This is a genomic window from Bernardetia sp. ABR2-2B (assembly GCF_037126435.1).
Classification (GTDB): domain Bacteria; phylum Bacteroidota; class Bacteroidia; order Cytophagales; family Bernardetiaceae; genus Bernardetia.
On sequence record NZ_CP147020.1, the window covers coordinates 1,938,080 to 1,960,438 of the forward strand.

Here is a 22,359-nt window from a genome sequence, read left to right on the forward strand (position 1 = left end):
ATCATAAAATTACAAATTTATTTCTAAACGAACCTCCTACAAACCGTTCAACACCTAGAAAGAAAACAGATCAAGAGCATTGTGATTATATCATTAACTTTTTGGAAGAGAATAAAATATCAAATTCATACTTACAAGACTGGAAAAACATAAAGTTAATATTTTCACCCCAAAAGCTGACAAAATTCATTTTTTAAGGACTTTTTCAGAGGTAGTTTTGTCATTATCTAAAAACTATGAAGTTTAATAGTTATGGCAACAGCAGTAGCATCTCAAGAAACAGCACACAAACAAGCAGAACAAAAACAGAACTGTTTTCATTGTGGAGACAAATGTCCTTCAACTCCTATTTTGTATGACGAAAAAGAATTTTGTTGTACAGGCTGCAAAACCGTATATACTATTCTCTCCCAAAACGGTTTGAAAAGTTATTATGCTCTTGACAAAGCTGGTATCTCTCCTAAATTGAATCAAAACCCAGAACAGTTTGCTTACTTAGATAATGAAGAACTAATAGCACAGTTGGTAGATTTTACTGATGGAAACTTTACTCGTATTACATTTAACCTTCCTCAAATTCATTGTGCATCTTGCATTTGGCTATTAGAAAAACTACCTCACTTATTTGAAGGCGTACAAGACTCCAAAGTAAATTTTTTAAGGCGAGAAGCAAATATTAGTTTTTATACAGATAAAATTTCACTTCGTAAACTTGTCGAATCGCTTTCTTCTTTAGGCTATGCTCCAGACCTTAAATTAGAATCTAAAAACAAGGAAAAAAAGAATAGTCTTCCTCCCAATTTTTTACTGCGTTTGGGTGTAGCTGGTTTTTGTTTTGGAAACTTGATGCTACTTAGTTTTCCAGAATATTTAGGCTTACCAATTGCAGAAGATGAATTTCCTCGTTTTTTTGGCTATCTAAATATCTTGCTTTCTTTGCCTGTTTTGTTTTTTAGTGGTGCAAATTATTTTAAAGATGCTTTTTATGCTCTCCGACATAAAACTCTAAATTTTGATGTACCGATTGCTCTTGGTATTTCGGCTCTTTTTGGACGAAGTGTGTATGAAATTTTGAGCCATACGGGAGCAGGATATTCAGATTCTTTGGCTGCTCTTATTTTTTTACTTTTAATAGGACAATGGTTTCAACGCCGAACTTTTGATAGCATTTCTTTTGAAAGAGATTATCAATCTTATTTTCCTTTGGCTGCTCTTTTAGAAACACAAGAAAACAATCAGAAAGTTATAAAGTCTATTTCTTTATCTGATTTGAAAATAGAAGATATTGTTATTGTAAAAAATGGGCAACTTATTCCAGCAGACGGAGAACTTTTGGAAGGAAAAGCACAGATAGATTACAGTTTTGTAAGTGGAGAAACCAAACCCATAGAAGCAAAAAAAGGAGAACGACTTTATGCTGGAGGAAGACAATGGGGTGAGCCTCTACGTATAAAATTACTCAAAACAGTTTCACAAAGCTATTTGATGCAACTTTGGAACAATGAAGCTTTTGATAAAGACAACAATCATTTGCTCAAAAACATAACACAACGTTGGGGTAGAAACTTTACAGTTTTTGTGCTTTTGGTGGCTTTTTCAAGTGCTGTTTACTGGCTTTTTATAGCAGGTTGGCAGGAGGCAATTAATGTCTTTACTTCGGTTTTGATTGTGGCTTGTCCCTGTGCCTTGGCTCTCAATGCGCCTTTTGCCTTTGGAAATGCCAGACAAATATTAGCAAAGCATCTTTTTTTCTTAAAAAATACAGATGCAATTGAAGGCTTAGCAACAAAAAATGCTCATTTGGTTTTTGATAAAACGGGAACGCTTACTACCTCTACACCGAAAGCAGTTTGGGTAAGTTGGAATAATAAAAAAGCAGAGTTAGAAGTAACAGAAAAGCAAATTTTGGCTGCTCTTTCTTCGGCATCGCTTCACCCTATCAGTAAAGCTATTTATGAATCTGTTTATGAAGTTGGTGAGGGAATAATTTATGATTTTGAAGAAAAAATAGGTTTCGGAATACAAGGAAAAACAAAAGAAAAAGGTAAAGAACAACTTTGGAAAATTGGAAATGCTGACTTTGTAAATTACAAAACAAAAATTGAGAATAGCCAAACATCTAAAGTTTTTATTAGTAAAAATGGAATTATAAAAGGTTATTTTAGGCTTTCTAATCCTCTTAGAAATGGCACTTTCAAACTCTTAGAACAGCTTAAAGCAAAAAAAGTCCAACTCTCTTTACTTTCAGGAGACAATGAATCTGAAAAATCTCGTTTTATAAACATTTTTGGAGAACAACATTTGCATTTCAATCAAAAACCAATTGACAAACTTAGCTTTCTCAAAAAACTTACTTCTAAGAAAACAGAATCTATTTTTATGATTGGAGATGGATTGAACGATGCAGGAGCATTAAAACAATCTGATTTTGGCATTGCGATAAGTGAACATCAAGAACAATTTTCTCCAGCCTGTGATGCTATTTTGAGAGCCGAAGCATTACCAAAGTTAGCTAAGTTCATGAAATACGCTCGTCAGACAATAAATGTGGTGCGTTTGGGACTTTGTATTTCTCTTTGTTATAATTTAGTCGGACTTAGCTTTGCTGTGAGTGGTACGCTTTCACCTTTGGTAGCTGCTATCTTGATGCCTCTTTCTTCGGTAAGTGTAGTCGGATTGGGCATATTTATGACGTGGTTTTTGGGAAAGAGACTTTGAGAAAAAATTGGCTCTCTGACAATATTTGCATTATCTCGTTGAAGAAACGTCAACAACGGCAGATAATATTTTTCGCATACAAAACAATCATACACTAATATTACTGATTAAAAAAAATAATTTCTTGAAGATATACTAATAAACATCTGTTTTTAAAACTCAATTAGGACAAAGTATAACTTTTATAGTAGAAAGCCGTTTTGAAATAAGTTTTCCGATTTACATAAAATAAGTATAGTTTTGTAACGCATAACATTCTATACAACTATCATTTTTTAATTCCTTACGGCAAAATCTATGGCACTTCTATTTTTTTACGCTGCTATTTCCATTTTTTTCTCTTTTATGTGTTCTATTTTGGAGGCTGTCCTTTTGAGTATTACACCTACTTTTATTAATGTTAAGAAAAAAGAGGGCAAACCTTATGCAGATACCTTAGAAAATCTCAAAAAAGATGTTGATAAGCCCCTCATTGCTATTCTTACTCTTAATACGATTGCACATACCGTAGGAGCAATACTTGTAGGTGTACAGGCAGAGAGTTTGCCCTTCGAAATTAATATTTTAGGTATTAATATTGTCGGAATTGTATCGACGATAATGACATTTCTGATTTTGGTAGTTTCTGAAATCATTCCCAAAACGATAGGCGCAACGTATTGGAAACAACTCGCTAACTTTACGTCTACTGCTCTTATTGTTATGATAGCTCCATTAAAATATACTGGCATTTTGTGGCTTTTGCAACTAACAACAAAAGTAATCGGAGGGGCGGGGCATCACGGTTCAGTGCTTAGTAGAGAAGATTTTTCAGCAATGACAGATATTGCAGAGAAAGAAGGAGTATTTGCAGAATCTGAGTCTAAAGTGATTAGAAACCTGCTCAACTTCAAAAAAATTCATACAAAAGATATTATGACTCCTCGTTCAGTAATAAAAATGGCAGCCGAAAAACAAACCATCAAAGAGTTTTTTGAAGCAAACCAAAATTTACGTTTTTCAAGGATTCCAGTATATCAAGCCAACTCAGATAATATCACAGGACAAGTTTTGAAAGATGATATTTTTAAGGAAATGGCAAATGGAAACGGAGAGAAAACACTTGCTGATATAAAAAGAGAAATTTTCTTTACCCAAAGAGACCGAAATATTCCAGATTTGTTTGACCAACTTATCGAAACCAAAAATCATTTGGCTATTGTGGTAGATGAATATGGTTCTGTAAGTGGACTGGTAACGATGGAAGATGTTATTGAAACGCTTTTAGGATTAGAAATTGTAGATGAGAGCGATACAGAGTATGATATGCAAGAGTTAGCTAGGAAAAATTGGGAAAAACGAGCAAGGCGTTTGGGACTCATTGAGAAGGAAGACGAAAAGAAAGAAGAGATTAAACCAGCCAAAGATGAATAAAATTTGTGAGTTGTTGGTGTCACTATGCTAAAATGCCAACGGTGGCAGGAGATACAAGTAAAAGAATCATATAAAACACTTTTATCAAACAATTCGCTCAAACAAATGACTTTGTAAACTATAAGAATATGAATTGTATTAATATAAAATAATGTCTTTTTCGAATACTATTCTATTCAAATTAATTATAAAAAAATAGAGCAAGATGAAATTTTTTAGCAATGCCTTTTTAGTTTTTAGTTTTTGTATAATTATCAATTTTTTCTTGTCGTCTTGTACCGACCCAAACGCCATAACTCAAAATGAATTTGATATGAAAGCGTGGAAAATGGACAGAAATGGATGTGAAAATGTACGTACAAAAATGTTAGAGAACTTGGAAACCATCAAACCCAAATTAGAGGGTTTAGATGAAATAGATTTGAGAAAAATATTAGGAAAACCTGATTTTGCAGAACTTTACAGTCGTAATCAAAAGTTTTATACCTATTATATTGATGCTTCTGAAGAATGTGATAACTCAAACTCTGAAAAGGTAAAAAACGGAGAACGCAGACTTGTTCAGATTCGTTTTGATGCTATTAATGCTGTAAATGAGATTGTGGTAATTAGAGAAGAGCGAAATAAAAAATAAGACTTTCACAAAATAATAATGTTGCAAAATTTTGTTCTTTGAAAACACTTTTTTTCATAACGTAGGGTTTGCAAACTCTACGTTATGGAAAAACGAAATAATATTTTATTTAAAAGTTAATTTGCGAAAATTCTAAAAACTATCCCTTCTTATTCGCAAGTTGTCCACAAGCTGCATCAATATCTTTTCCTCGGCTTCTTCTAACAGTTGTTCTGACACCTCTTTTGATAAGATAACCAGCAAATTTTTCTATTCGGTCTTCTGTTGGCTTTTTGTATTCTGCTTCTTCTATTGGATTGTATTCAATGATATTTACTCTACAAGGAACGTGTTTGCAAAAACGATATAGCTCATCAGCATCTTTCAATGAATCATTGAAATCATCAAATAAAATATATTCATACGTAATTCTATTCCCTGTTTTATCATAAAAATACTTTAAGGCTTCTGCCAAAACCTCCAAAGAATTACTCTCATTAATATCCATAATTTCGTTGCGCTTTTCGTCATTTGCTGCGTGAAGTGATAAAGCCAAATTAAATTTCACATTATCATCAGCCAACATTTTGATAAACTTTGCAATACCTGCCGTCGAAACGGTAATGCGTTTTGGAGACATACCCAGTCCATCTGGAGAAGTCAGCCTATCAATTGATTGCAAGACATTTTTATAATTCATCAAAGGCTCACCCATTCCCATATAAACAATATTTGAAAGTGGCTGTCCATAATTTTCTTCTGCCTGACGAGAAATAGCTACTACTTGGTCATAAATTTCGGCTGCTTCTATATTTCGCTTCTTGCCCATATAACCTGTCGCACAAAACTTACAAGAAAGCGAACAACCCACCTGTGAAGAAATACAAGCTGTCATTCTATCGGTTGTGGGAATCAAAACTCCCTCTACAATCTTTCCATCATAAAGCCTAAATGAAGATTTTATTGTTCTGTCATTACTTTTCTGTTCTTCTGAAATAGTAAGTGAGTTTATAGCAAAGTTCTCCTTTAGGGTTTCTCTTAGTTTTTGAGAAAGGTTAGTCATTTCTTCAAACGAAGTTGCTGATTTTTCCCACAACCATTGCCAAACCTGTTTTGCTCTAAATTTTGGTTCTCCTAATCTTTTTAGTTCTTCTGATATTTCTTCTAACGTCAGTTTTCGAATATCTGTCTTTTTATTCTCTATTTCTTTTAAAGATAATTTTATGGTAGGCGTACTCATAGCTTAGTTTTATTCTTGTTTATTTTTTTACAAAAATACGAAATCTATTTGAGGAAACTCAATAAAGCAAAAATTGAGCTACACCGTTGTTGGGCTTAGTTGGCAACTAAGACCTATCAGTTATATAAATCTGTAGATTTATGTGGTCAAGTAATTACAAAAATACCTACTTAACTTGCAAGTCTAAGACCTTATCCTGTCCCATAAACTTTTCAATTTTGGCTATTGTTTTGTATTGATTTTATTTATTTACTATTCTTACCTTCATTTTATGTTATATCAACCTTTGGAACATTGGAGCGAACGAGAATTTATGGATTGTGGTGTTGAAGACTTACGAGAAGCGAAAAGTATTTCGAAGATGGCAGATAAATTATTAGCTACTCCAGAAAACTCTTTCAGTAGTAGCGTAGGTAATAGTCTACGAAAAGCAGCTTGGCGTATTTTTTCAAAGGAAGAAGTAGATATTAGCTACGGACATTATCGTCAATCTTCTCTTCGTTGTTCCTCTGAATCTATGGTTTTGGTTCACCAGGATACAACAGATTTGAATTTTGGAGGTCATTTGGCTAGTGAAGGTTTAGGTGACTTAGGAGGTAGTACTGGCAAGCCTATTCTAGGTCTTTGTGTTCATAGTGCTTTAGTTACTACGGAAGCAGGTATTCCTTTGGGTTTGATTTCACAAAAGATATGGGCGCCTACAGTGGGCAGTAAAGAAAAAAAAGTAATTCCTCACCTTCCAATAGAAGAAAAAGAAAGTTATCGTTGGTTAGAGGCTCTACAAGATATTAGCCATCGTTTAAAAGATGTTTCTAAGGTAATTGTAGTTTCTGATAGAGAGAGTGATTTTTATGAATATATTGATGCTACTCGTGGTAGAAATGTGGAGTTGTTATTTAGAGTGCATCATTTACGTCGTAGAGTATATGCAAATGGAGAGAAGATAGCTTTAGGGCAAGTTAGTTTTTCATCATTATCAGAGATAGATGTTTTTCTACCTAAGAGCAAAACTAGAGAAGCTAGAAAAGCTCGTCTTACAATAAGCTGGGGAGATATTATTTGCCCACCTTCGCAAAGGAAAAAGGGATCAGAACATCATTTATCTCTTATTATAGCTAAAGAAATGCACCCTCCCAAAGATCAAGAGGCAGTAGAATGGTATCTACTAACCACTCAAAAAATAGTTACCCTTCAACAGGCACTTCTTTGTATAGAACACTACAAAAAACGTTGGACTATTGAGCGTTGGCATTATGTGCTTAAACAGGGTTTACGAATAGAAAAACTACAGTTTGATACATTTACTTCACTATCTAATGCTATCAGCTTACTCTCCATTGTAGCTTGGCAACTTTATTTGCTCAAAAAACTGGCAGAAGACTATGAAGATATTTCTGCTGATCAAGTATTGACAAAGATACAACTAGAGGTGTTAGGAAAACAAAGTCAGAAAAAAATACGCTACCTTCAAGAGGCTTTGATACGCATCGCTGTGTTAGGTGGATTTACACCATCTAAAAAACAACCTCTACCTGGCGAAATGACAATATGGAAAGGGTATAAGATGCTTAGTTTAATAGTTCAAGGCTATAAACTGGCTAACCCAAAAAAATATGGGACAGGATAAGGTCTTAGACTTGCTGAACTGATAAATCGTAGTCAATAGACAACGCTTAACAGCTACTATTTTTTTGGAACACTACGTGCAACGGGGGGGCTCCATCACTGTCTGACTTATATTTTTTGAAGCTAGGGTAGTTTTCATAAAATTTATCTTCTAATGTTACCCCTGCTACCCTTTCATAGAACATTAAATCAAGGCAAGCTGTTTGACCTGTCCACCTATTTATAATAATTGGTTGTACACCTACTAGACGGTTTTTTGGATTTCGTACAGAATCCTCTGTATTATATGAAAATGACCATCCAAAAGAGTGTTCCTTAAGGGAATGACTTATTATTTTTTGTTTATAATTCCTGCTTAGACCTTCTAAATATTTAGCTTGTATAAGCTTTGCGTCTGTTAATTCAATCATGTTTTAATCATTTAATTTTTACCTACTTTTGAGTATTCTATTACATAACCAGCATTTTTAATCATTTGATCAAGACTGTCAAAAATATATTCTACAGCTTTTCCATCTGGTGTTGTTGCTTGAGGATCTATAAATCTAATCACATCATCCTTGTCTTTGAGAACTAAAAATATATGACCTATTTCACTATCTACTTCTTTCCCATTCTTTATTATAGGTCTATATATAGAAACAACACCTACACTGTTTGGTTTCAGTTTATTCATATAGGTTACAACATTGATAAGTGCCTCAGATCTTTGGAACTTATGTATACCCCATTTTATCATTCGTTTTTGTAAATCGAATTGTGTTTCTACTAAACCTCCTATTTCTTGTTGGTGTTCTCATTTTAAAAAGTAAAAGAAAGCTGTTGCCCTTTTCTTTAGTTTCGGCTTGCCGTTACGATGACCAACAACAAACATACCTCACAAATCTACTAACTTCCCACAAAACCAAAAAACCCAAATCAAAAAAATAGATTTCATTCAAAACCCTCTGCTGTGTCTCGGCTGTCTAAAAATGGCTCTCGCTTGGCTCTGCCGAGTGAGCAATATGTATTCGGCTTGTAGCCGTGCATTTCAAATATACTATTATTTTCAATTATTTCCGTTCATTTTTTTTGTTTGACCATTGGAAAACTACGACGAACAGAGGTAACACCAAATACGAAAACCACGGCTAGAAGCCGAATACATAGCTACGCATTCGGATGACCCGAGCGAGGGCTGGGTGAGCTGGTTCTGTAGTCCATAGCTTGAGTTACAAATATATAAAATAAAAAAAACCAAGCTAACAACATAACTACAAAGAAACTCCAATCAGTATAATTATTTTTAACTGTTTCTGGTCTTCCTACTTTATAAGATATCTCTATACTATCTCCAATCTTAAAAAACTTTTGAGCAACTACATCTACATTTACTTTATGAGTATACTCCTTCCCTTCATACAGATGTTTTACTTTAAGATGTTGAGTCTTAACATAGCTAGAATCTTCACTGTTAGCTTTACCTTGATATATGACTAAAGCTTTTTCAACTTTTAAGTCAAAAATTAAAGAATATATGGGTTCAGTATTGATTAAGGCAACACCTATGAGAAGCATTCCAATTGAAGAAAATAATAAAAAAGAAACTTGTTTGTTCATTACTCTATTGAATCATTTGAATTAAATTGTGCGTTCTTGTTAGTCTTCCAAAAACCCCAAAGCATTATAAAGAAGCCGTTGTTGGTCTTTAGTTTCGGCTTGCCGTTACGATGACCAACAACAAACATACCTCACAAATCTACTAACTTCCCACAAAATCAAAAAAATAGATTTCATTCAAAACCCTCTGCTGTGTCTCGGCTGTCCAAAAATGGCTCTCGCTTGGCTCTGCCGAGTGAGCAATATGTATTCGGCTTGTAGCCGTGCATTTCAAATATACTATTATTTTTAATTATTTCCGTTCATTTTTTTTATTTGACCATTGGAAAACTACGACGAACGGAGAAATTTTAAAAAAAGCAGTTAGCTACATTAATTATATTTTTTGCAATAAAAACTTGTTTTATTATCAAAAACTCAAAATTGCACCTTTTATCAATGAAAATTTGATAAACAACGTATTAATTTTAGAAAAGTAATAATTTTTAAAAAAACTAACATTGTAAATTATTTGTGAATTTTTTGTTAAAAATTTGGAAATGAAAAATTAACTTCCTTAATTTGTTTAATAGTTAAACAAGATAACTATTTTTTATACTTAGAGAAAAGAACAATAATGAATAATAAATTACACTTTTTAAATAAAAAATTGCAATTAATCATCAATACAGCTAAAAATAGAATTTAGCTTTTTATTTTTCTAAATAGTATGCAAACATACTATAAAGTTAATTCACTTTATTACCCCCCCCCCTAACACATATTCACAAACTATGAAACTAATAAAATTAAACTTATCTTACATTGTATTTCTCTTAGTGATTGCAATCGGATTCACTTCTTGTCAAGAAGATGATATTTTAGAACACGCTCAAAAGAAAAGTGAGCAAATAGAAGAAAACAGTGACCCTGCTATTTCTAGCACTTCTAAAAAGGGTAAATCAAATCAAGAAACACATACAGCTTCTAGCACAGTACGTGTTTTAGTTAATGGAAATCCACTTACTTGGCCTAATAATAGAGCTAACCCAGTTAATGTAAATGGGCGTGTAATGGTTCATATGAACACTATTTTTACACGTTTGGGTTATTCTGTTCAATGGATACAAAATGACCCAAATCGTGGAAATTTATCTAGTGTAGTAGCAACTAAACCTGGTAGAACTATTCAAATTTGGGTAGGCGATACGTGGGCAAAAGTAAATGGAAGCTGGAAACAAGCTGCTGTTGCTCCTTATAATAACAATGGTTACGTAATGGTACACTCTCGTTTTGTAGCTGAAAATTCAGGTTCACGTACAGATTGGGATCAACAAACCACTTCTGTTCAGATTTACTACTATGACGAGCCTGATTATGGTTTTTATTTCTTTGGATCACAGCCAGGTAGTAACCCAACTGCTGATGCTGTAGGATGTCAGAAGTTTGTACCTGGAGTAGCCAATCCTTTCTTTGACCCAACTAAGCCAACTATTATCTACGTGCATGGAAATGCTCCAAATGCTGTACAGAGCCAAAGTAGAGAAGATTTTTTATTAGACGAAGGAGGGCTTAACGTTCAGAGTCATAATATTTGGAAAGCACAAGGTTGGAACGTAGCTATTTTCTATTGGATTCAGTTTGCAGACGAAGGCAATAATATTCCCCCATATAAAGTAGAAAAGAAAATTTATACAGCTAACTCAGAAGTGGGTATGCGCTGGAAGGGTTCTAATGGAAATATGTACGTAAGTCAAGCTATTCAACGTCCAGTGAAAGACTTGTTCGCAGAAGAGTATCGTAAAATCTTTACAAGTAGTTATTCGGGTGCAGAAATTCGTGTTGTGGGTAACTCTCTTGGAGGTAACCTTACTATGGCAGGTTTATTAGAAGTATATCGTAGAAATTCTCCTCGTTTGCCTTCTCGTATTACACTTATGGATCCATTTTGGACGGCTATTCAAAGTACAGGCTCTCCACAAAACTCTTGGTATATTAGTGGTTTTGATGAAAATGTAACTAATTCTGCTGACTATGGTGGTCTTTCTGCTGAGATTTATGCAGCAAGAGGAACAGCAATTGAATATTTCCGTACAAGTCTTTTAGGGGCAAATGGTCTTTCTGCTCGTGCAGGTCGTGCTTCGGCAGTTTGCCACTTTGGTATAGACTTTTTGGGAAGCAACCCTACCAATCAAGTACGAAAGCATACGATTCCTGTTCGTCAGTATTTCCATTCTCGTGGCGTTGCTGCTCCTTTAGAAGTTTCTCGTCCTAACATACTCACATCTTGGAGTCCAACAGGAAACCAAGCTATGTCGGCAGCTACTCCAAACTCTAGAATCAGACAAATGATGGTACCAAATACACATTGGAATCAATTAGGTGGAAATGATGGTGGTAGAGGTACTGCAACTATGGCAGATGATAGATATCACACAAGACTAGGTCTTTGGTAAAATATTAAAGAGCAAAACGTCTTTAATTGTCTAAGGAGTAATTTTTATTCCATCAATTAAAGACCGTGTTTTGGTAGTAAAATAGTATTGAAAGAGGTTATCTTAATTTTAGGATAACCTCTTTTTTTCGATTATAAACTTTCAATCATCATTAATCGCTCATAAATTTTATAATTCTCTTCATCAAAACAAACAAAAACTATTTCTTCTAAAATAGAACTGTTACTTTGTTTTACAAATTCATTTACTGTATTTAATGCAATTTCGGCTGCTTCTTCTTTTGGAAACTTATAAACTCCTGTGCTGATGTTTGGAAATGAAATCGATTTAGTTTCTAATTCTTGAGTAATTTCTAAAGAGTTTTTATAGCAATTAGCTAAAAGCTCTCTTTCTCCGTGTTCGCCATCTTGCCAAACCGAACCTACTGTATGAATGACATACTTGGCTGGTAGGTTTCCTGCTGTTGTATAAACGGCTTCTCCTGTCTTGCAACCTCCTTGTTTGTTACGTATTTTAATACATTCCTCCAAGATTTCTTTTCCTCCTGCCCTGTGAATTGCTCCATCTACTCCACCACCTCCCAAAAGTGATGTGTTGGCAGCGTTTACGATAGCACCAACAGGTATTTTAGTAATATCTCCTCTTTTTAATGAAAGTTTAATTGACATGTAATTTTAGATTAAAATTTAAAATTTTCTGTACTTTTTTGATATTTTTTTGTCAGAATTAGTATAAAGTCAGAAATAATGATTATGTTTGAGACATCATAAGGAAAACAAATACAATTTCAAGAAAATTGTTTTGAAGAGATAATAAGAAAATCAGTTAAAAGCAGTTTTTATTTCTTTCTATATAAGATAAGAGTATATTTTTGATACTATTTTTAGAGAAAAAACAAAAACTAAAAACTATTTTTTTAACTTCTACTTTTTTCACAACAACTACTTTTTGCCCTTTTTACTCTTGTAGTAAGAAGGGTTTTTTGTTGTCATTACTTTTTACAACTGATTCATACCTTCGTTTTTAAATCAGTTTTTAACATAAATTTTTCTAATTCCGAATGATAATTTGTACATTGAGGTAAATATTAGAAAATTTGAATGGAAAAAAACACAGGCTTCTATTTCTTGTTTTTATCATTTTTCTATATTTTAAAGTTCATTTTATCACTAAATTTTACCTTATATTATGCACATGCAAAAATTTCGTATCTCTTTATTTGCACTATTACTTAGTTCTTTGTTCCTTTTTAGTTGTGGAGGAAAGAAAAAAACAAACACAGAAACTACTACAACCACAACTACAAAAACTGATAATAGCTCAACAGCTACTGAAACGATGCCTGAAGAAGTAGAGGGTGGCGCACTCAACAAATTCTTTCCTAAAGAAGAAGGAGCTTACAAAGTTACCTACAATCAAGAAAAAGATGGTTTCGTACAGGCAAGTTTAGAGCAAGACGGAAAAGAAGTAGCGACACTTGCTGTAAGTGATTTGAGTACCAACTTAGATACAAAAGCTAAATATGAAAAATCTACAATGAAAGTGGCTAACTATCCAGCACTCAAAAAAGGTTCGAAGGGACATACTATCTTAGTAGGAGACCGTTATCAAGTCAGTATTCGCTCTAAAGACGATAGTTTTGATGAAAAAATGCGTATGGCATGGTTCGAAAAGTTTGACCTTTCGGGACTTTCTAAACTCAAATAAACTTTTTTTGATTAAAAATTGAATAACCTACTACTTTTTGGAAAGAAAAGATATTTATTTTAGTTATTCCTTTTATTTTCAATTCTAAAATCTAATTTCTAAAATCTAAATTTTAAACTATATGTTTTTTGGTTCTGATGACAAACCTGTTTCTATTGTAGAAGCCGTTAATGAATTACCTGAATCGGGTGTTACTATTTATGCTTTGAAAGCATTGGACTTTGTAGTGCCTGGAGAGTGGAATAATCCGACTGACTTTGATACGTTGATGCGTGAGGTTACAGGAGAAGATGATGATGATTTTTTACAAGAAATCAAAGAAAAAGCAATTGAGCTTTATAATGATGATACGCAAGGCTACCAAACAGCTATCAAGATTTTTAAAATGGTTGATACAGCTGATACAGCTCTTGGTGCAGCAGCAATGGCTGATAAACTAGCTGATAGTTTTAGTATGCTTTCTTTCATGAAAGACCTTACTCCGAAAGCTGATACTGTTCAGAGTATTGATTTAGCTATCAAAATTACGGCAGAACTCTTAGCTTTTACAAAAATAAATGGAATTCCGGGAGACAGTTTTGGAGATTTTGTAGCTGCTTTAGGAAATTATGCAGGAGAAAGCAAAATGCGTATGGCAGGAATTGTAGCCTTTGATGGTGTGCTTCCTTTAGGTCCTGATTTTGCTGAACTCGTAATGGATAAGCTTCAATCTATAAGTGTTGATACGATAGAAGACAACAGCGTCTTTAAGAAAGTATCAAGTTATATTCCAGGAAATGCCGTAACAGAAAAGCTAGATTTTATCAAACAATCATTCAGCCATACAAAAGGTTGGATGAGTAATTTCCAAGCTGAAAATAATATAAATTCAGAAAAAATTATTGCTAGTCTTTCAGAGTATATTTCTTTAGCTGATACAAAACTAGATTATGTAGCTGCTTTCTTAGATGCATCGACAAACTATTTTGAGCATACAGGAACACAGACTGTCGCTAGTCGTTTGATTGAACGTGCTGTTAATGAAGTTTAAGACTTAAAAAAAGTCAATCCTAAAAATCCATTTTTAAATAATTAGAAATGGATTTTTTTCTGCATTTTTGATAAAAAAATTCTGTTTATCTATGTATCAAAAACATATCAAAATACTAGAAAAGCCACAAGGAAAAAGGTTTGCTATTGGCGATATTCATGGTTGTAGCAAAACGTTTAAAGCATTAGTAGAAGATAAAATACAACTTACAAAGAGTGATAATTTGTTTCTTTTGGGAGATTATATAGACAAAGGTTCTGACAGCACAGGAGTAATTGATTATATTTTTTATCTTCAAGAAAATGGCTACCAAGTTTTTCCATTACTCGGTAACCACGAACTGAACCTTTTAGAAGCTAGTCAGCAATACAACGAACGTACCTTTAAGCATTTTTTGAGAATGAATAAAAACAAAGACATTGTAGATGAGCAAATGAAAATCAAACCAAAGTATTTAGAGTTTTTCAATTCTCTACCTTATTATTATGAACTAGAAGATTATCATTTAGTACATGCAGGTTTTGATTTTCGTAATCCAAATCCTTTTCAAAACCATAATGCAATGCTTTACATCAGGCGTTTTGAAGTAAAAAAAGAACTATTGAAAGGAAAGAAAATTGTACACGGTCATCAACCAACCAACCTCAAAGCTATTCAAAAAAGTATAGCTAATAATGCATCTGTAATTCCTTTAGACAATGGCTGTACCTATACAAAACCTCATAAGATATTTGATTACAATCAGCTTGGCAATCTTTGTTGTCTAAATTTGGATAGTTTAGAACTAATTATACAGGAGAATATTGAAAAATAGTGTGCTTTAGTGCAAGATTTCATCTTGTACTTACTCTTTCATCAACATAACGATGACAAGATGATAGATACAAGGAGAAGCTTATGATATGATATAATAAATTTCTACGCCATTGGTGGTCTTTATTTTCGGTTTGCTGTTATGATGACCAGTAACAAACAGATATAAGTGTATGTATAAATCTACGCCTTTTTAATATGAAATAAGAAGACCATAGCTAAGTATTTTTATCTACTCAAAAAATAATCTCTAAACTTCTCAAATTCTTCTAGTTCTTGTTTTACAAATCTTGTAAAAAGCTTTTCTCCTACTTGTTCTTTGAGAGCAGAAATACCTGTATCTATTAAACGGATTCCTTTTTGAGTGAGTAAAATATTATCAAAAGGCTGCCCTCCGATATTGGATGGTCGTAATAAATCTCTATGTACAAAACCAGCTTTATGAAGCCCTATTAGTTCATCTTCAAAGACCTCTGACCAAAGAATACGTCTTTCCTGCTCATAAGCACGAAAATCCATTGGATAAACTCGTTCCATCACTAACATTTCTGTTTCTTCGTTTAACTCATCCAAACGAATGAATTTTACAACTAAATCATTTACAGCATTGGAAAACTTCATTTTTTGAGCTTCTGAGCCAATATCTGAACGAGTATCGCCACTAAAAATTTTTCCCACTTCTGTTTCAGAAATAGCAATAACAGTATTATTTGCACCAGAAGAAAGTGTACGAGGATAACGTTTTTTCATAATATATTTCCAGTTAGAAAAGTCTTTACATTTTTACACAAAAATCTCTTTCGGATATTCCACATCTACCAAAAAAAGCCCCTCCGAAGGAACAGAAAAACCTGCTGATTTTCTATTTTTATCTAAGATAATTTTTTCAAAATCTTCAATTTCTATTTGTCTTTCTCCTACTAAAAAAAGAGAACCCACCACGGCACGGACCATTCCTCTCAAAAAACGATTTGCTGAAATCGTAAAACGCCAATAATCTGCTTGACTTCCTTTTTCTTTTGTCCAAATAGCCTTACTTATATCACACTCAAAATGATTGACTTGTGTTTTTACTCTACTGAAAGATTCAAAGTTTTTGTGTTTTAATAAAAATTTTGCTGCTTCATTCATTCTATCAAAACTGTTTTCATCCAAATCTCTTTTTTTTCTGTGAAAATAAGCGTGATTTGTCAAGAATGGATTCTTTTCAAGAACTACATGATAATGATAAGTACGCAAGAAAGCATCATAACGAGCATGTGCCGTTTCCAAGACAGGCAAAATATTGGTAATGGCAATTTGAGGAGGTAAAAAACTATTCATTCTATACTTCAAATTCTCTGTATCTATTTTATTATCTGTATCAAAATGAGCAAACTGTTTTTTGCAATGAACCCCTGTATCTGTTCTGCCACTTCCCATAATAGGAGTTTCCTTCCTCAAAATTTTAGACAAACCATCTTCAACGATGGCTTGAATAGTTTTGGGAGTGTTTTTTTGAGCTTGCCAGCCGTGATAGTTTGTGCCTTCATAAGCGACTTCTAAAAAATAACGCATATTCTTTCAGTTATCAATTCTGTTTTACTTTTTTCCAATTGAGACTTATAGTATCCATTTTTCCTCTATTTTCTAGGTATTCATCTGCTATATATTCTTCTATGTAACCACATTCAATACAAGCATACAAATCAAACCTTATCTGACCAAATGTTGAAATATATATCAGATTTCGTTCACTTCTAGTGGTTCGTTCATAATAAACTTCAGTTGAATTACATTTCGGGCAAATACCTGTCTTTTTCATAGAGATTAAGAATTGACTAAAAAATTATCTTTCAAAATGGGTACATTATCAAATTTATCCATTTCCAGACAAAACTCCATATCTTTTTCTACCCCCTTTTCCTCTAATCTTTTGTAATGAGAAGAATGCTTTAATATTTTCAATAGGTTTTTCTTAACAGAAGTATAAGAGTGAGAAGCAAAAAGAGTCTCGTCGCCTTCCCACCAAAAATCATTTTTGAGTTTTAGAGCTAATGCCCCAGCAAATAAAGAATCTTCTGCGTTGAAACGTCCTTTCCAACCTGCACAAACAATGACAATGTCTTTATTTTGAGTTTTGAGATAATTAGTTACTGCTTTTAGATTAGAAAATGCTCCAATAATAACTTGTTCGGCTGTATTTTTTACGGCTTCAATGGCTTGTGTGCCATTAGTCGTTGTCATTACTATTTTCTGACTTTCTTGTTCCATGTGTTCGAAGGGAGAGTTTCCAATATCAAATCCCTCTACTTTTTCTCCGTTGCGTTCACCTGCTGTTATGTAGCCTTCTGATTTATAGTGTAAAGCATCGGCAACATTTGCCACAGGAATAATATGTTCTACACCGTTTGCTAGACCTGCTACCATTGTAGAAGTTGCTCTAAAAATATCTACTATAACAGCAATTTTCCCTGTTAAGTCTATAAAAGAAACTGCATCAGGAGTAAGACAAATTTCTAGTGTTGGTTTTGTATTTTGCTTCATTAAATGATTTTAACTACTTAGTTTTTTTAAAGAAAAAAAATAGGGAACAACTTATTAGATAATTATTCCCTATTTACAATATTGTTGGTTACAAAGGTAATTGATTTACCTCAATCTCTCAATAACCATTTCAAGAGTTTCAGCAAAGGTATCAATTTCTTCTTTTGTATTGTAGAGTGCAAATGAAGCACGAGCCGTTCCTTCCAAGTTCATTCGTTTCATTAAAGGCTGCGTACAATGATGACCTGTTCGGATAGCAATTCCGTTTGCATCAAGCATCAGACCCATATCGTAATGATGAACGCCATCTACAATAAATGAAATTACACTTGCTTTTTCTTTGGCTGTACCGATTATTTTTAGTCCTTTTATGGCAGAAAGTTGTTTTGTTCCATAATCCAAAAGCATTTGTTCGTGGGCAATAATATCACTTTTGGTAAGATTGTTTACAAACTCAAACGCCAAGCGCAAAGCAACTGTATCAGCAATATTTGGCGTTCCTGCTTCAAATTTGTAAGGCAAAACATTATACGTAGAAACATCAAAAGAAACATCTTTTATCATCTCTCCTCCTCCCATATAAGGTGGCATTGCTTCCAAAAGTTCTTTTTTTCCATACAAAAGACCAATTCCTGTTGGTGCATACACTTTATGACCAGAAAGTGCATAAAAATCCACATCCAAATCTTGTACATCGATTTCTAAATGTGGACTAGCTTGTGCGCCATCAACGACTACTTTTGCACCTACTTCGTGAGCTTTTTGAACAATTTCTTTTATTGGATTAATTGTACCTAGCGCATTCGAAACGTGAACAACAGCAACAATTTTTGTTTTTTCTGAAAGAAGATTTTTATAGCCTTCCATATCCAATTCGCCATTATCAAAAACAGGAATTACTTTTATTTTTGCGCCTGTTTGAGAAGCTACAATCTGCCAAGGAACAATATTAGAATGATGTTCTAAGCTAGAAATAATAATTTCATCGCCTTCTTTCAAAACCATTCTACCATACGATTGAGCCACTAAGTTTATGCTTTCAGTAGTTCCACGAGTAAAAATAACTTGTTCTTCAGAAGGAGAGTTGATAAACTTTTGAGCTGCTTTTCGTGTCTGCTCAAAGGCATCTGTTGCACGTTCGGCAAGTGTGTGCGCCCCACGATGAACATTCGAATTAATTTTTAAGTAATAATTTGAAAGCGCATCGATTACTGATTTTGGCTTTTGAGTAGTGGCTGCATTGTCAAAATAAATCAATGGTTTGCCTTGTATATCTTGATTGAGAATTGGAAACTCTTCTCTTATTTTATTTATATCGAATTTTTTATCTGTTGCAGTAAGCATAATAGTCTGGTTTTCTTATGTAAAACAGACATTTCTGTCTGTTAAATTTCATTCGTTTTTGTACAGACTAGGAAGCCTGTGATACTGTAATACAAATATAGCTAATTTAGATTGATTTTAAACAAGCTAGTTTGATATTGAACTAAGAAAATGAATAGGGTTTTTGTTTGAAAACTATTTACTCAACTTCAAAATTCGGATTGCACCTTGAACAACAAGAATAAAAACAATCGCTCCGATAATCAAATCAGGTAAACTAGAACTCAGCCAATTTACTAAAAGTCCTGCTATTATTACTCCTGTGTTGATAATTATGTCGTTGGAAGTAAAAATCAAACTTGCTTTCATGTGTACTTCTTCTTTACTTTTTGATTTTTGCATTAAATAAAGACAAATTCCATTGGCTAATAAAGCTAAAAAAGAAATAAGTATCATCGTCTGAAAATTAGGTAATTCTTCATTTCCAAAAAAACGTCTCAAGATTTCTATAAAGCCAATACACGCCAAAACAATCTGAAAATAACCTGCTAGTTTGGCTACTTTCTGCTTTTGAATAAGTGATTTTCCTACTGCCAAAAGACTAATTCCGTACACAAAAGCATCAGCTAACATATCCAAGCTATCAGCTACTAGTCCCATTGATTTTGAAAAAATGCCTGTTATTATTTCAATTACAAAAAAAGTAAAATTGATAGCCAAAACTATCCAAAGTAATTTTCTTTGGTTTTGGTTTTCTGTAAAAAGTTCTTGTTCTGATTTTTCAGTTTTGATTTTTTTTGCTCCTAGATTTAGCTCTAAAAGAGATTTTTCTATCTGATTTATTTCTTCTGTATTGTCGTTTTCTTCATAAAAAACACTTAATTCACGATTAGGAATATCAAAATCAAGGTTTTTGATACTTGGAATATTATCTAATTTCATACGAATCAGATTTTCCTCTGAAGGACAATCCATTTTTGAAATTTTGAAAAGTGTTTTTTGCATGTTTTTTTTAGTTCAAAATTATTTATCAAAAACAGGAATTGCAGGGTCTTTAGAGTTTGGGTTATTCATTGCCGTATCAATTTCTAATACTTCTTTTTTATTTGACTGTTTTAATAGCTTTGTTTGCTGATATTGAAGACTATCTTCTAAGAAAGCATCATTTACTTTTTCTTCCTTCGTTTTTCCACAAGAGCAGAGTAATAAAGAAGTTGCTATAAGAATGAAAAAAATAAGATAATAGAATTTTTGTAGATTGTAAATGTATTTATGAATCATAGAATAGATAGGTATAAGCTAGTTTGTAAATTTTTAATCTCTTATTGACAAAAGTATAGTATATTTCGCTTATTTTTGTCAGACTAGAGAATTTATTTACAACCCTACTAGCAATTTCTTTCTTTCTTACAATCAGATAACTACCCTAGAAACCTACGCTCATTTTGTTCAATTTTTTTGAAACCTATTCTGATAAACTGCATACTTTATTCACTCGTTATTCTAAAAAAATAAATGGATATATCATTCGTTTTTTGATTTGGAAGGGCGAATACATATCTGACAAAAATTTCCTTCTCGTTGTCAGTATTTTTATAGGTATTTTAGCAGGTATGGCTGCGATGTTTTTACGCACAACGGTACTTTGGGTAGAGCACAGTTTGGCTTCCTCAAGTCAGTTTTCTGAAAATTATAATTATGGATTGCTTTTCTATCCAACTGTTGGACTTTTAATTACAGCATTTTTGTCTAACGTAGTTTTTAAAACAAACTTCGGACACGGTTTTACGGATATTCTGTATTCTATTTCTAAAAAAGATGGAAAGATAAATTTTAGTGATATTTATTCTCGTATGATTGGTGCTGTTTTTACAGTTGGTTTTGGTGGTTCGGCTGGTTTAGAAGCTCCTATCGTAATGTCAGGGGCTGCCATTGGCTCAAATATGAGTACAGAAATGCTTTTGGCAAAAAAGAAACGAATCTTACTCATCGCTTGTGGTGTCGCTGGTACGATTGCAGCTATTTTTGATGCGCCAGTTGGAGGAGTTATTTTTGCAGCCGAAGTGATTTTATTTGATGTCAGTATTGCCAATATTGTTCCTATTTTACTTGCTTCGGTGGCTGCCAAGCTCACAGCCTTGCTTTTGGGTGGAGATGATGCCCTTTTTACGTTTCGCTTAAAAGATGCCTTTCAAACTATTGATGTTCCTTATTGTATCGTTTTGGGAATTGCTTGTGGATTTTTGTCTCTCTATTTTATGGAAGTTGTTAAGAGAATAAATAAATTAGCCGACAAAATCCCTAACCCTTATCTAAAAGCCTTTATTGGAGGACTGTTTTTGTCTGCTCTGATTGTAGTTTTTCCTCCTGTTTATGGAGAGGGAACAATGCTTTTGAAGTCTCTTTTGAGTGGAAGTGAAATTGTCATTTTTGCCAACAGTATTATTTTTAAAGAATTACCTCCTCAATCTTTATTTTTGGGTTATGTTTTGGTAATGCTTTTATTTAAGTGCGTTGCTTCTGCCATCACAATTGCAGCAGGTGGAAGTGGGGGTACGTTTGCACCTTCGTTATTTTTAGGGGGAGTTTTAGGATTTACTTTTGCTAGAATTGTAAATATTACAGGCTGGGAAAGTTTATCTGAAAGTAATTTTATTCTTTTTGGAATGTGTGCAGCTATATGTGGTGTTCAGTATGCTCCTTTGGCAGCTATATTTTTGATTGCCGAACTTACTGGTAGTTATGAATTATTTGTACCTCTAATGCTTACTTCGGCTGTTACGTATATTACAGTTACTTATTTCGAACCTCATTCGCCTTATACTAGAGAACTCATCGAAAAAGGAGATATTATCAAAGGAGACCAAGACAAAAAAGTGCTTAGTAAGCTCAAAATAAATAAACTTATAGAAAAAGATTTTAAACCCGTACCAGAAAAAGGAACGCTAAAAGACTTAGTAAATGTAATCAAACTAAGCCATCGTAATTTGTTTCCTGTCTTGAATGAAGACAAGCAGTTTGTAGGAATGATTCAATTAAATGATGTCAGAAAATTGATATTTGAACCTTCTAATTACGAAACGATTGCTTTACGTGATTTGATGCAACGCCCTTCTGAAATTGTAGAATATGGCGAAACAATGGACACAGTAATGCACAAATTCGAAAATAGTGGTGCTTGGAATTTGCCTGTAATTAAAAAGGGAAAATATCTAGGTTTTGTATCTAAATCTACCATTTTTAATAAATACAGAGAAGGAATGCAACAAGAAAATGAAGAGGTTTGGTAGCGTTGAGCTTATTTCTAATAAAAAAG

At 33.2% G+C, this 22,359-nt stretch carries 22 protein-coding genes; 9 read left to right on the plus strand and 13 right to left on the minus strand.

Going from position 1 to position 22,359, the window contains the following annotated elements; translation table 11 throughout:
* The first annotated feature begins 252 nt into the window (after positions 1-252).
* The 3 genes from WAF17_RS08100 (at position 253) to WAF17_RS08110 (ending at position 4,765) form a co-directional block, all read left to right on the plus strand.
* The gene (locus WAF17_RS08100) at positions 253-2,718 is read left to right on the plus strand and encodes a heavy metal translocating P-type ATPase metal-binding domain-containing protein (RefSeq protein ID WP_338768581.1); all 2,466 of its coding nucleotides are present in this window, start codon (positions 253-255) and stop codon (positions 2,716-2,718) included.
* Positions 2,719-3,015: 297 nt separating this feature from the next.
* Positions 3,016-4,131, plus strand: coding sequence for a CNNM domain-containing protein (locus tag WAF17_RS08105; RefSeq protein WP_338768583.1), 1,116 nt, complete (start codon positions 3,016-3,018; stop codon positions 4,129-4,131).
* A 205-nt stretch (positions 4,132-4,336) separates the two neighbouring features.
* Positions 4,337-4,765 carry a hypothetical protein gene (locus WAF17_RS08110; protein ID WP_338768586.1) on the plus strand — a complete coding sequence of 143 codons (429 nt, stop codon included), beginning with the start codon at positions 4,337-4,339 and terminating at the stop codon, positions 4,763-4,765.
* Positions 4,766-4,904: 139 nt separating this feature from the next.
* On the opposite strand, the gene rlmN is transcribed toward WAF17_RS08110, so the two are convergent.
* Positions 4,905-5,984 carry a 23S rRNA (adenine(2503)-C(2))-methyltransferase RlmN gene (gene rlmN, locus WAF17_RS08115; protein ID WP_338768589.1) on the minus strand — a complete coding sequence of 360 codons (1,080 nt, stop codon included), beginning with the start codon at positions 5,982-5,984 and terminating at the stop codon, positions 4,905-4,907.
* Positions 5,985-6,255: 271 nt separating this feature from the next.
* Between rlmN and WAF17_RS08120 the strand changes: the two genes are divergently transcribed.
* Positions 6,256-7,611, plus strand: a complete 1,356-nt coding sequence (locus WAF17_RS08120; RefSeq protein WP_338768592.1) for an IS4 family transposase — start codon at positions 6,256-6,258, stop codon at positions 7,609-7,611.
* Positions 7,612-7,657: 46 nt separating this feature from the next.
* Here the strand turns inward: WAF17_RS08120 and WAF17_RS08125 are convergent, their stop codons facing one another.
* The 4 genes from WAF17_RS08125 to WAF17_RS08140 form a co-directional block, all read right to left on the minus strand.
* The gene (locus WAF17_RS08125) at positions 7,658-8,020 is read right to left on the minus strand and encodes a hypothetical protein (protein WP_338768595.1); all 363 of its coding nucleotides are present in this window, start codon (positions 8,018-8,020) and stop codon (positions 7,658-7,660) included.
* Positions 8,021-8,031: 11 nt separating this feature from the next.
* Positions 8,032-8,286, minus strand: a complete 255-nt coding sequence (locus WAF17_RS08130) for a hypothetical protein (RefSeq protein WP_338768598.1) — start codon at positions 8,284-8,286, stop codon at positions 8,032-8,034.
* 473 nt (positions 8,287-8,759) lie between these two features.
* Positions 8,760-9,209: a hypothetical protein gene (locus WAF17_RS08135; RefSeq protein WP_338768601.1), complete on the minus strand. Its 450-nt coding sequence runs from the start codon at positions 9,207-9,209 to the stop codon at positions 8,760-8,762.
* Positions 9,210-9,351: 142 nt separating this feature from the next.
* Positions 9,352-9,483 (minus strand): hypothetical protein, encoded by a 132-nt coding sequence (locus WAF17_RS08140; RefSeq protein WP_338768603.1) that lies wholly within the window; start codon positions 9,481-9,483, stop codon positions 9,352-9,354.
* A gap of 499 nt (positions 9,484-9,982) precedes the next feature.
* Here WAF17_RS08140 and WAF17_RS08145 point away from each other — a divergent pair, with 499 nt between their 5' ends.
* Positions 9,983-11,644 (plus strand): copper amine oxidase N-terminal domain-containing protein, encoded by a 1,662-nt coding sequence (locus WAF17_RS08145; protein WP_338768606.1) that lies wholly within the window; start codon positions 9,983-9,985, stop codon positions 11,642-11,644.
* A 131-nt stretch (positions 11,645-11,775) separates the two neighbouring features.
* Here the strand turns inward: WAF17_RS08145 and WAF17_RS08150 are convergent, their stop codons facing one another.
* Entirely contained in the window at positions 11,776-12,312 is a 537-nt protein-coding gene (locus WAF17_RS08150; RefSeq protein ID WP_338768608.1) for an O-acetyl-ADP-ribose deacetylase, read from the minus strand.
* Between the two features lie 526 nt (positions 12,313-12,838).
* Here WAF17_RS08150 and WAF17_RS08155 point away from each other — a divergent pair.
* The 3 genes from WAF17_RS08155 (at position 12,839) to WAF17_RS08165 (ending at position 15,195) form a co-directional block, all read left to right on the plus strand.
* Positions 12,839-13,351, plus strand: a complete 513-nt coding sequence (locus WAF17_RS08155; RefSeq protein ID WP_338768610.1) for a hypothetical protein — start codon at positions 12,839-12,841, stop codon at positions 13,349-13,351.
* 121 nt (positions 13,352-13,472) lie between these two features.
* Positions 13,473-14,381 (plus strand): hypothetical protein, encoded by a 909-nt coding sequence (locus tag WAF17_RS08160; RefSeq protein ID WP_338768612.1) that lies wholly within the window; start codon positions 13,473-13,475, stop codon positions 14,379-14,381.
* 91 nt (positions 14,382-14,472) lie between these two features.
* Positions 14,473-15,195 carry a metallophosphoesterase family protein gene (locus WAF17_RS08165; protein ID WP_338768614.1) on the plus strand — a complete coding sequence of 241 codons (723 nt, stop codon included), beginning with the start codon at positions 14,473-14,475 and terminating at the stop codon, positions 15,193-15,195.
* Between the two features lie 227 nt (positions 15,196-15,422).
* Here the strand turns inward: WAF17_RS08165 and WAF17_RS08170 are convergent, their stop codons facing one another.
* From WAF17_RS08170 to WAF17_RS08200, 7 genes are all read right to left on the minus strand, one after another.
* Positions 15,423-15,944 carry a hypothetical protein gene (locus WAF17_RS08170; protein WP_338768616.1) on the minus strand — a complete coding sequence of 174 codons (522 nt, stop codon included), beginning with the start codon at positions 15,942-15,944 and terminating at the stop codon, positions 15,423-15,425.
* A gap of 33 nt (positions 15,945-15,977) precedes the next feature.
* The gene (gene truA, locus WAF17_RS08175) at positions 15,978-16,751 is read right to left on the minus strand and encodes a tRNA pseudouridine(38-40) synthase TruA (protein WP_338768618.1); all 774 of its coding nucleotides are present in this window, start codon (positions 16,749-16,751) and stop codon (positions 15,978-15,980) included.
* Positions 16,752-16,764: 13 nt separating this feature from the next.
* Positions 16,765-16,998 (minus strand): hypothetical protein, encoded by a 234-nt coding sequence (locus tag WAF17_RS08180; RefSeq protein ID WP_338768620.1) that lies wholly within the window; start codon positions 16,996-16,998, stop codon positions 16,765-16,767.
* Positions 16,999-17,003: 5 nt separating this feature from the next.
* Positions 17,004-17,720, minus strand: coding sequence for a 2-phosphosulfolactate phosphatase (locus WAF17_RS08185; RefSeq protein ID WP_338768622.1), 717 nt, complete (start codon positions 17,718-17,720; stop codon positions 17,004-17,006).
* A gap of 105 nt (positions 17,721-17,825) precedes the next feature.
* Positions 17,826-19,064: a cysteine desulfurase gene (locus tag WAF17_RS08190; protein ID WP_338768624.1), complete on the minus strand. Its 1,239-nt coding sequence runs from the start codon at positions 19,062-19,064 to the stop codon at positions 17,826-17,828.
* A 174-nt stretch (positions 19,065-19,238) separates the two neighbouring features.
* Positions 19,239-20,048 (minus strand): cation transporter, encoded by an 810-nt coding sequence (locus tag WAF17_RS08195; RefSeq protein WP_338768627.1) that lies wholly within the window; start codon positions 20,046-20,048, stop codon positions 19,239-19,241.
* Between the two features lie 18 nt (positions 20,049-20,066).
* Positions 20,067-20,324 carry a hypothetical protein gene (locus WAF17_RS08200; protein WP_338768629.1) on the minus strand — a complete coding sequence of 86 codons (258 nt, stop codon included), beginning with the start codon at positions 20,322-20,324 and terminating at the stop codon, positions 20,067-20,069.
* Between the two features lie 164 nt (positions 20,325-20,488).
* On the opposite strand from WAF17_RS08200, the gene WAF17_RS08205 reads away from it, so the two are divergent.
* Positions 20,489-22,333: a chloride channel protein gene (locus WAF17_RS08205; RefSeq protein WP_338768632.1), complete on the plus strand. Its 1,845-nt coding sequence runs from the start codon at positions 20,489-20,491 to the stop codon at positions 22,331-22,333.
* Positions 22,334-22,359: the final 26 nt, after the last annotated feature.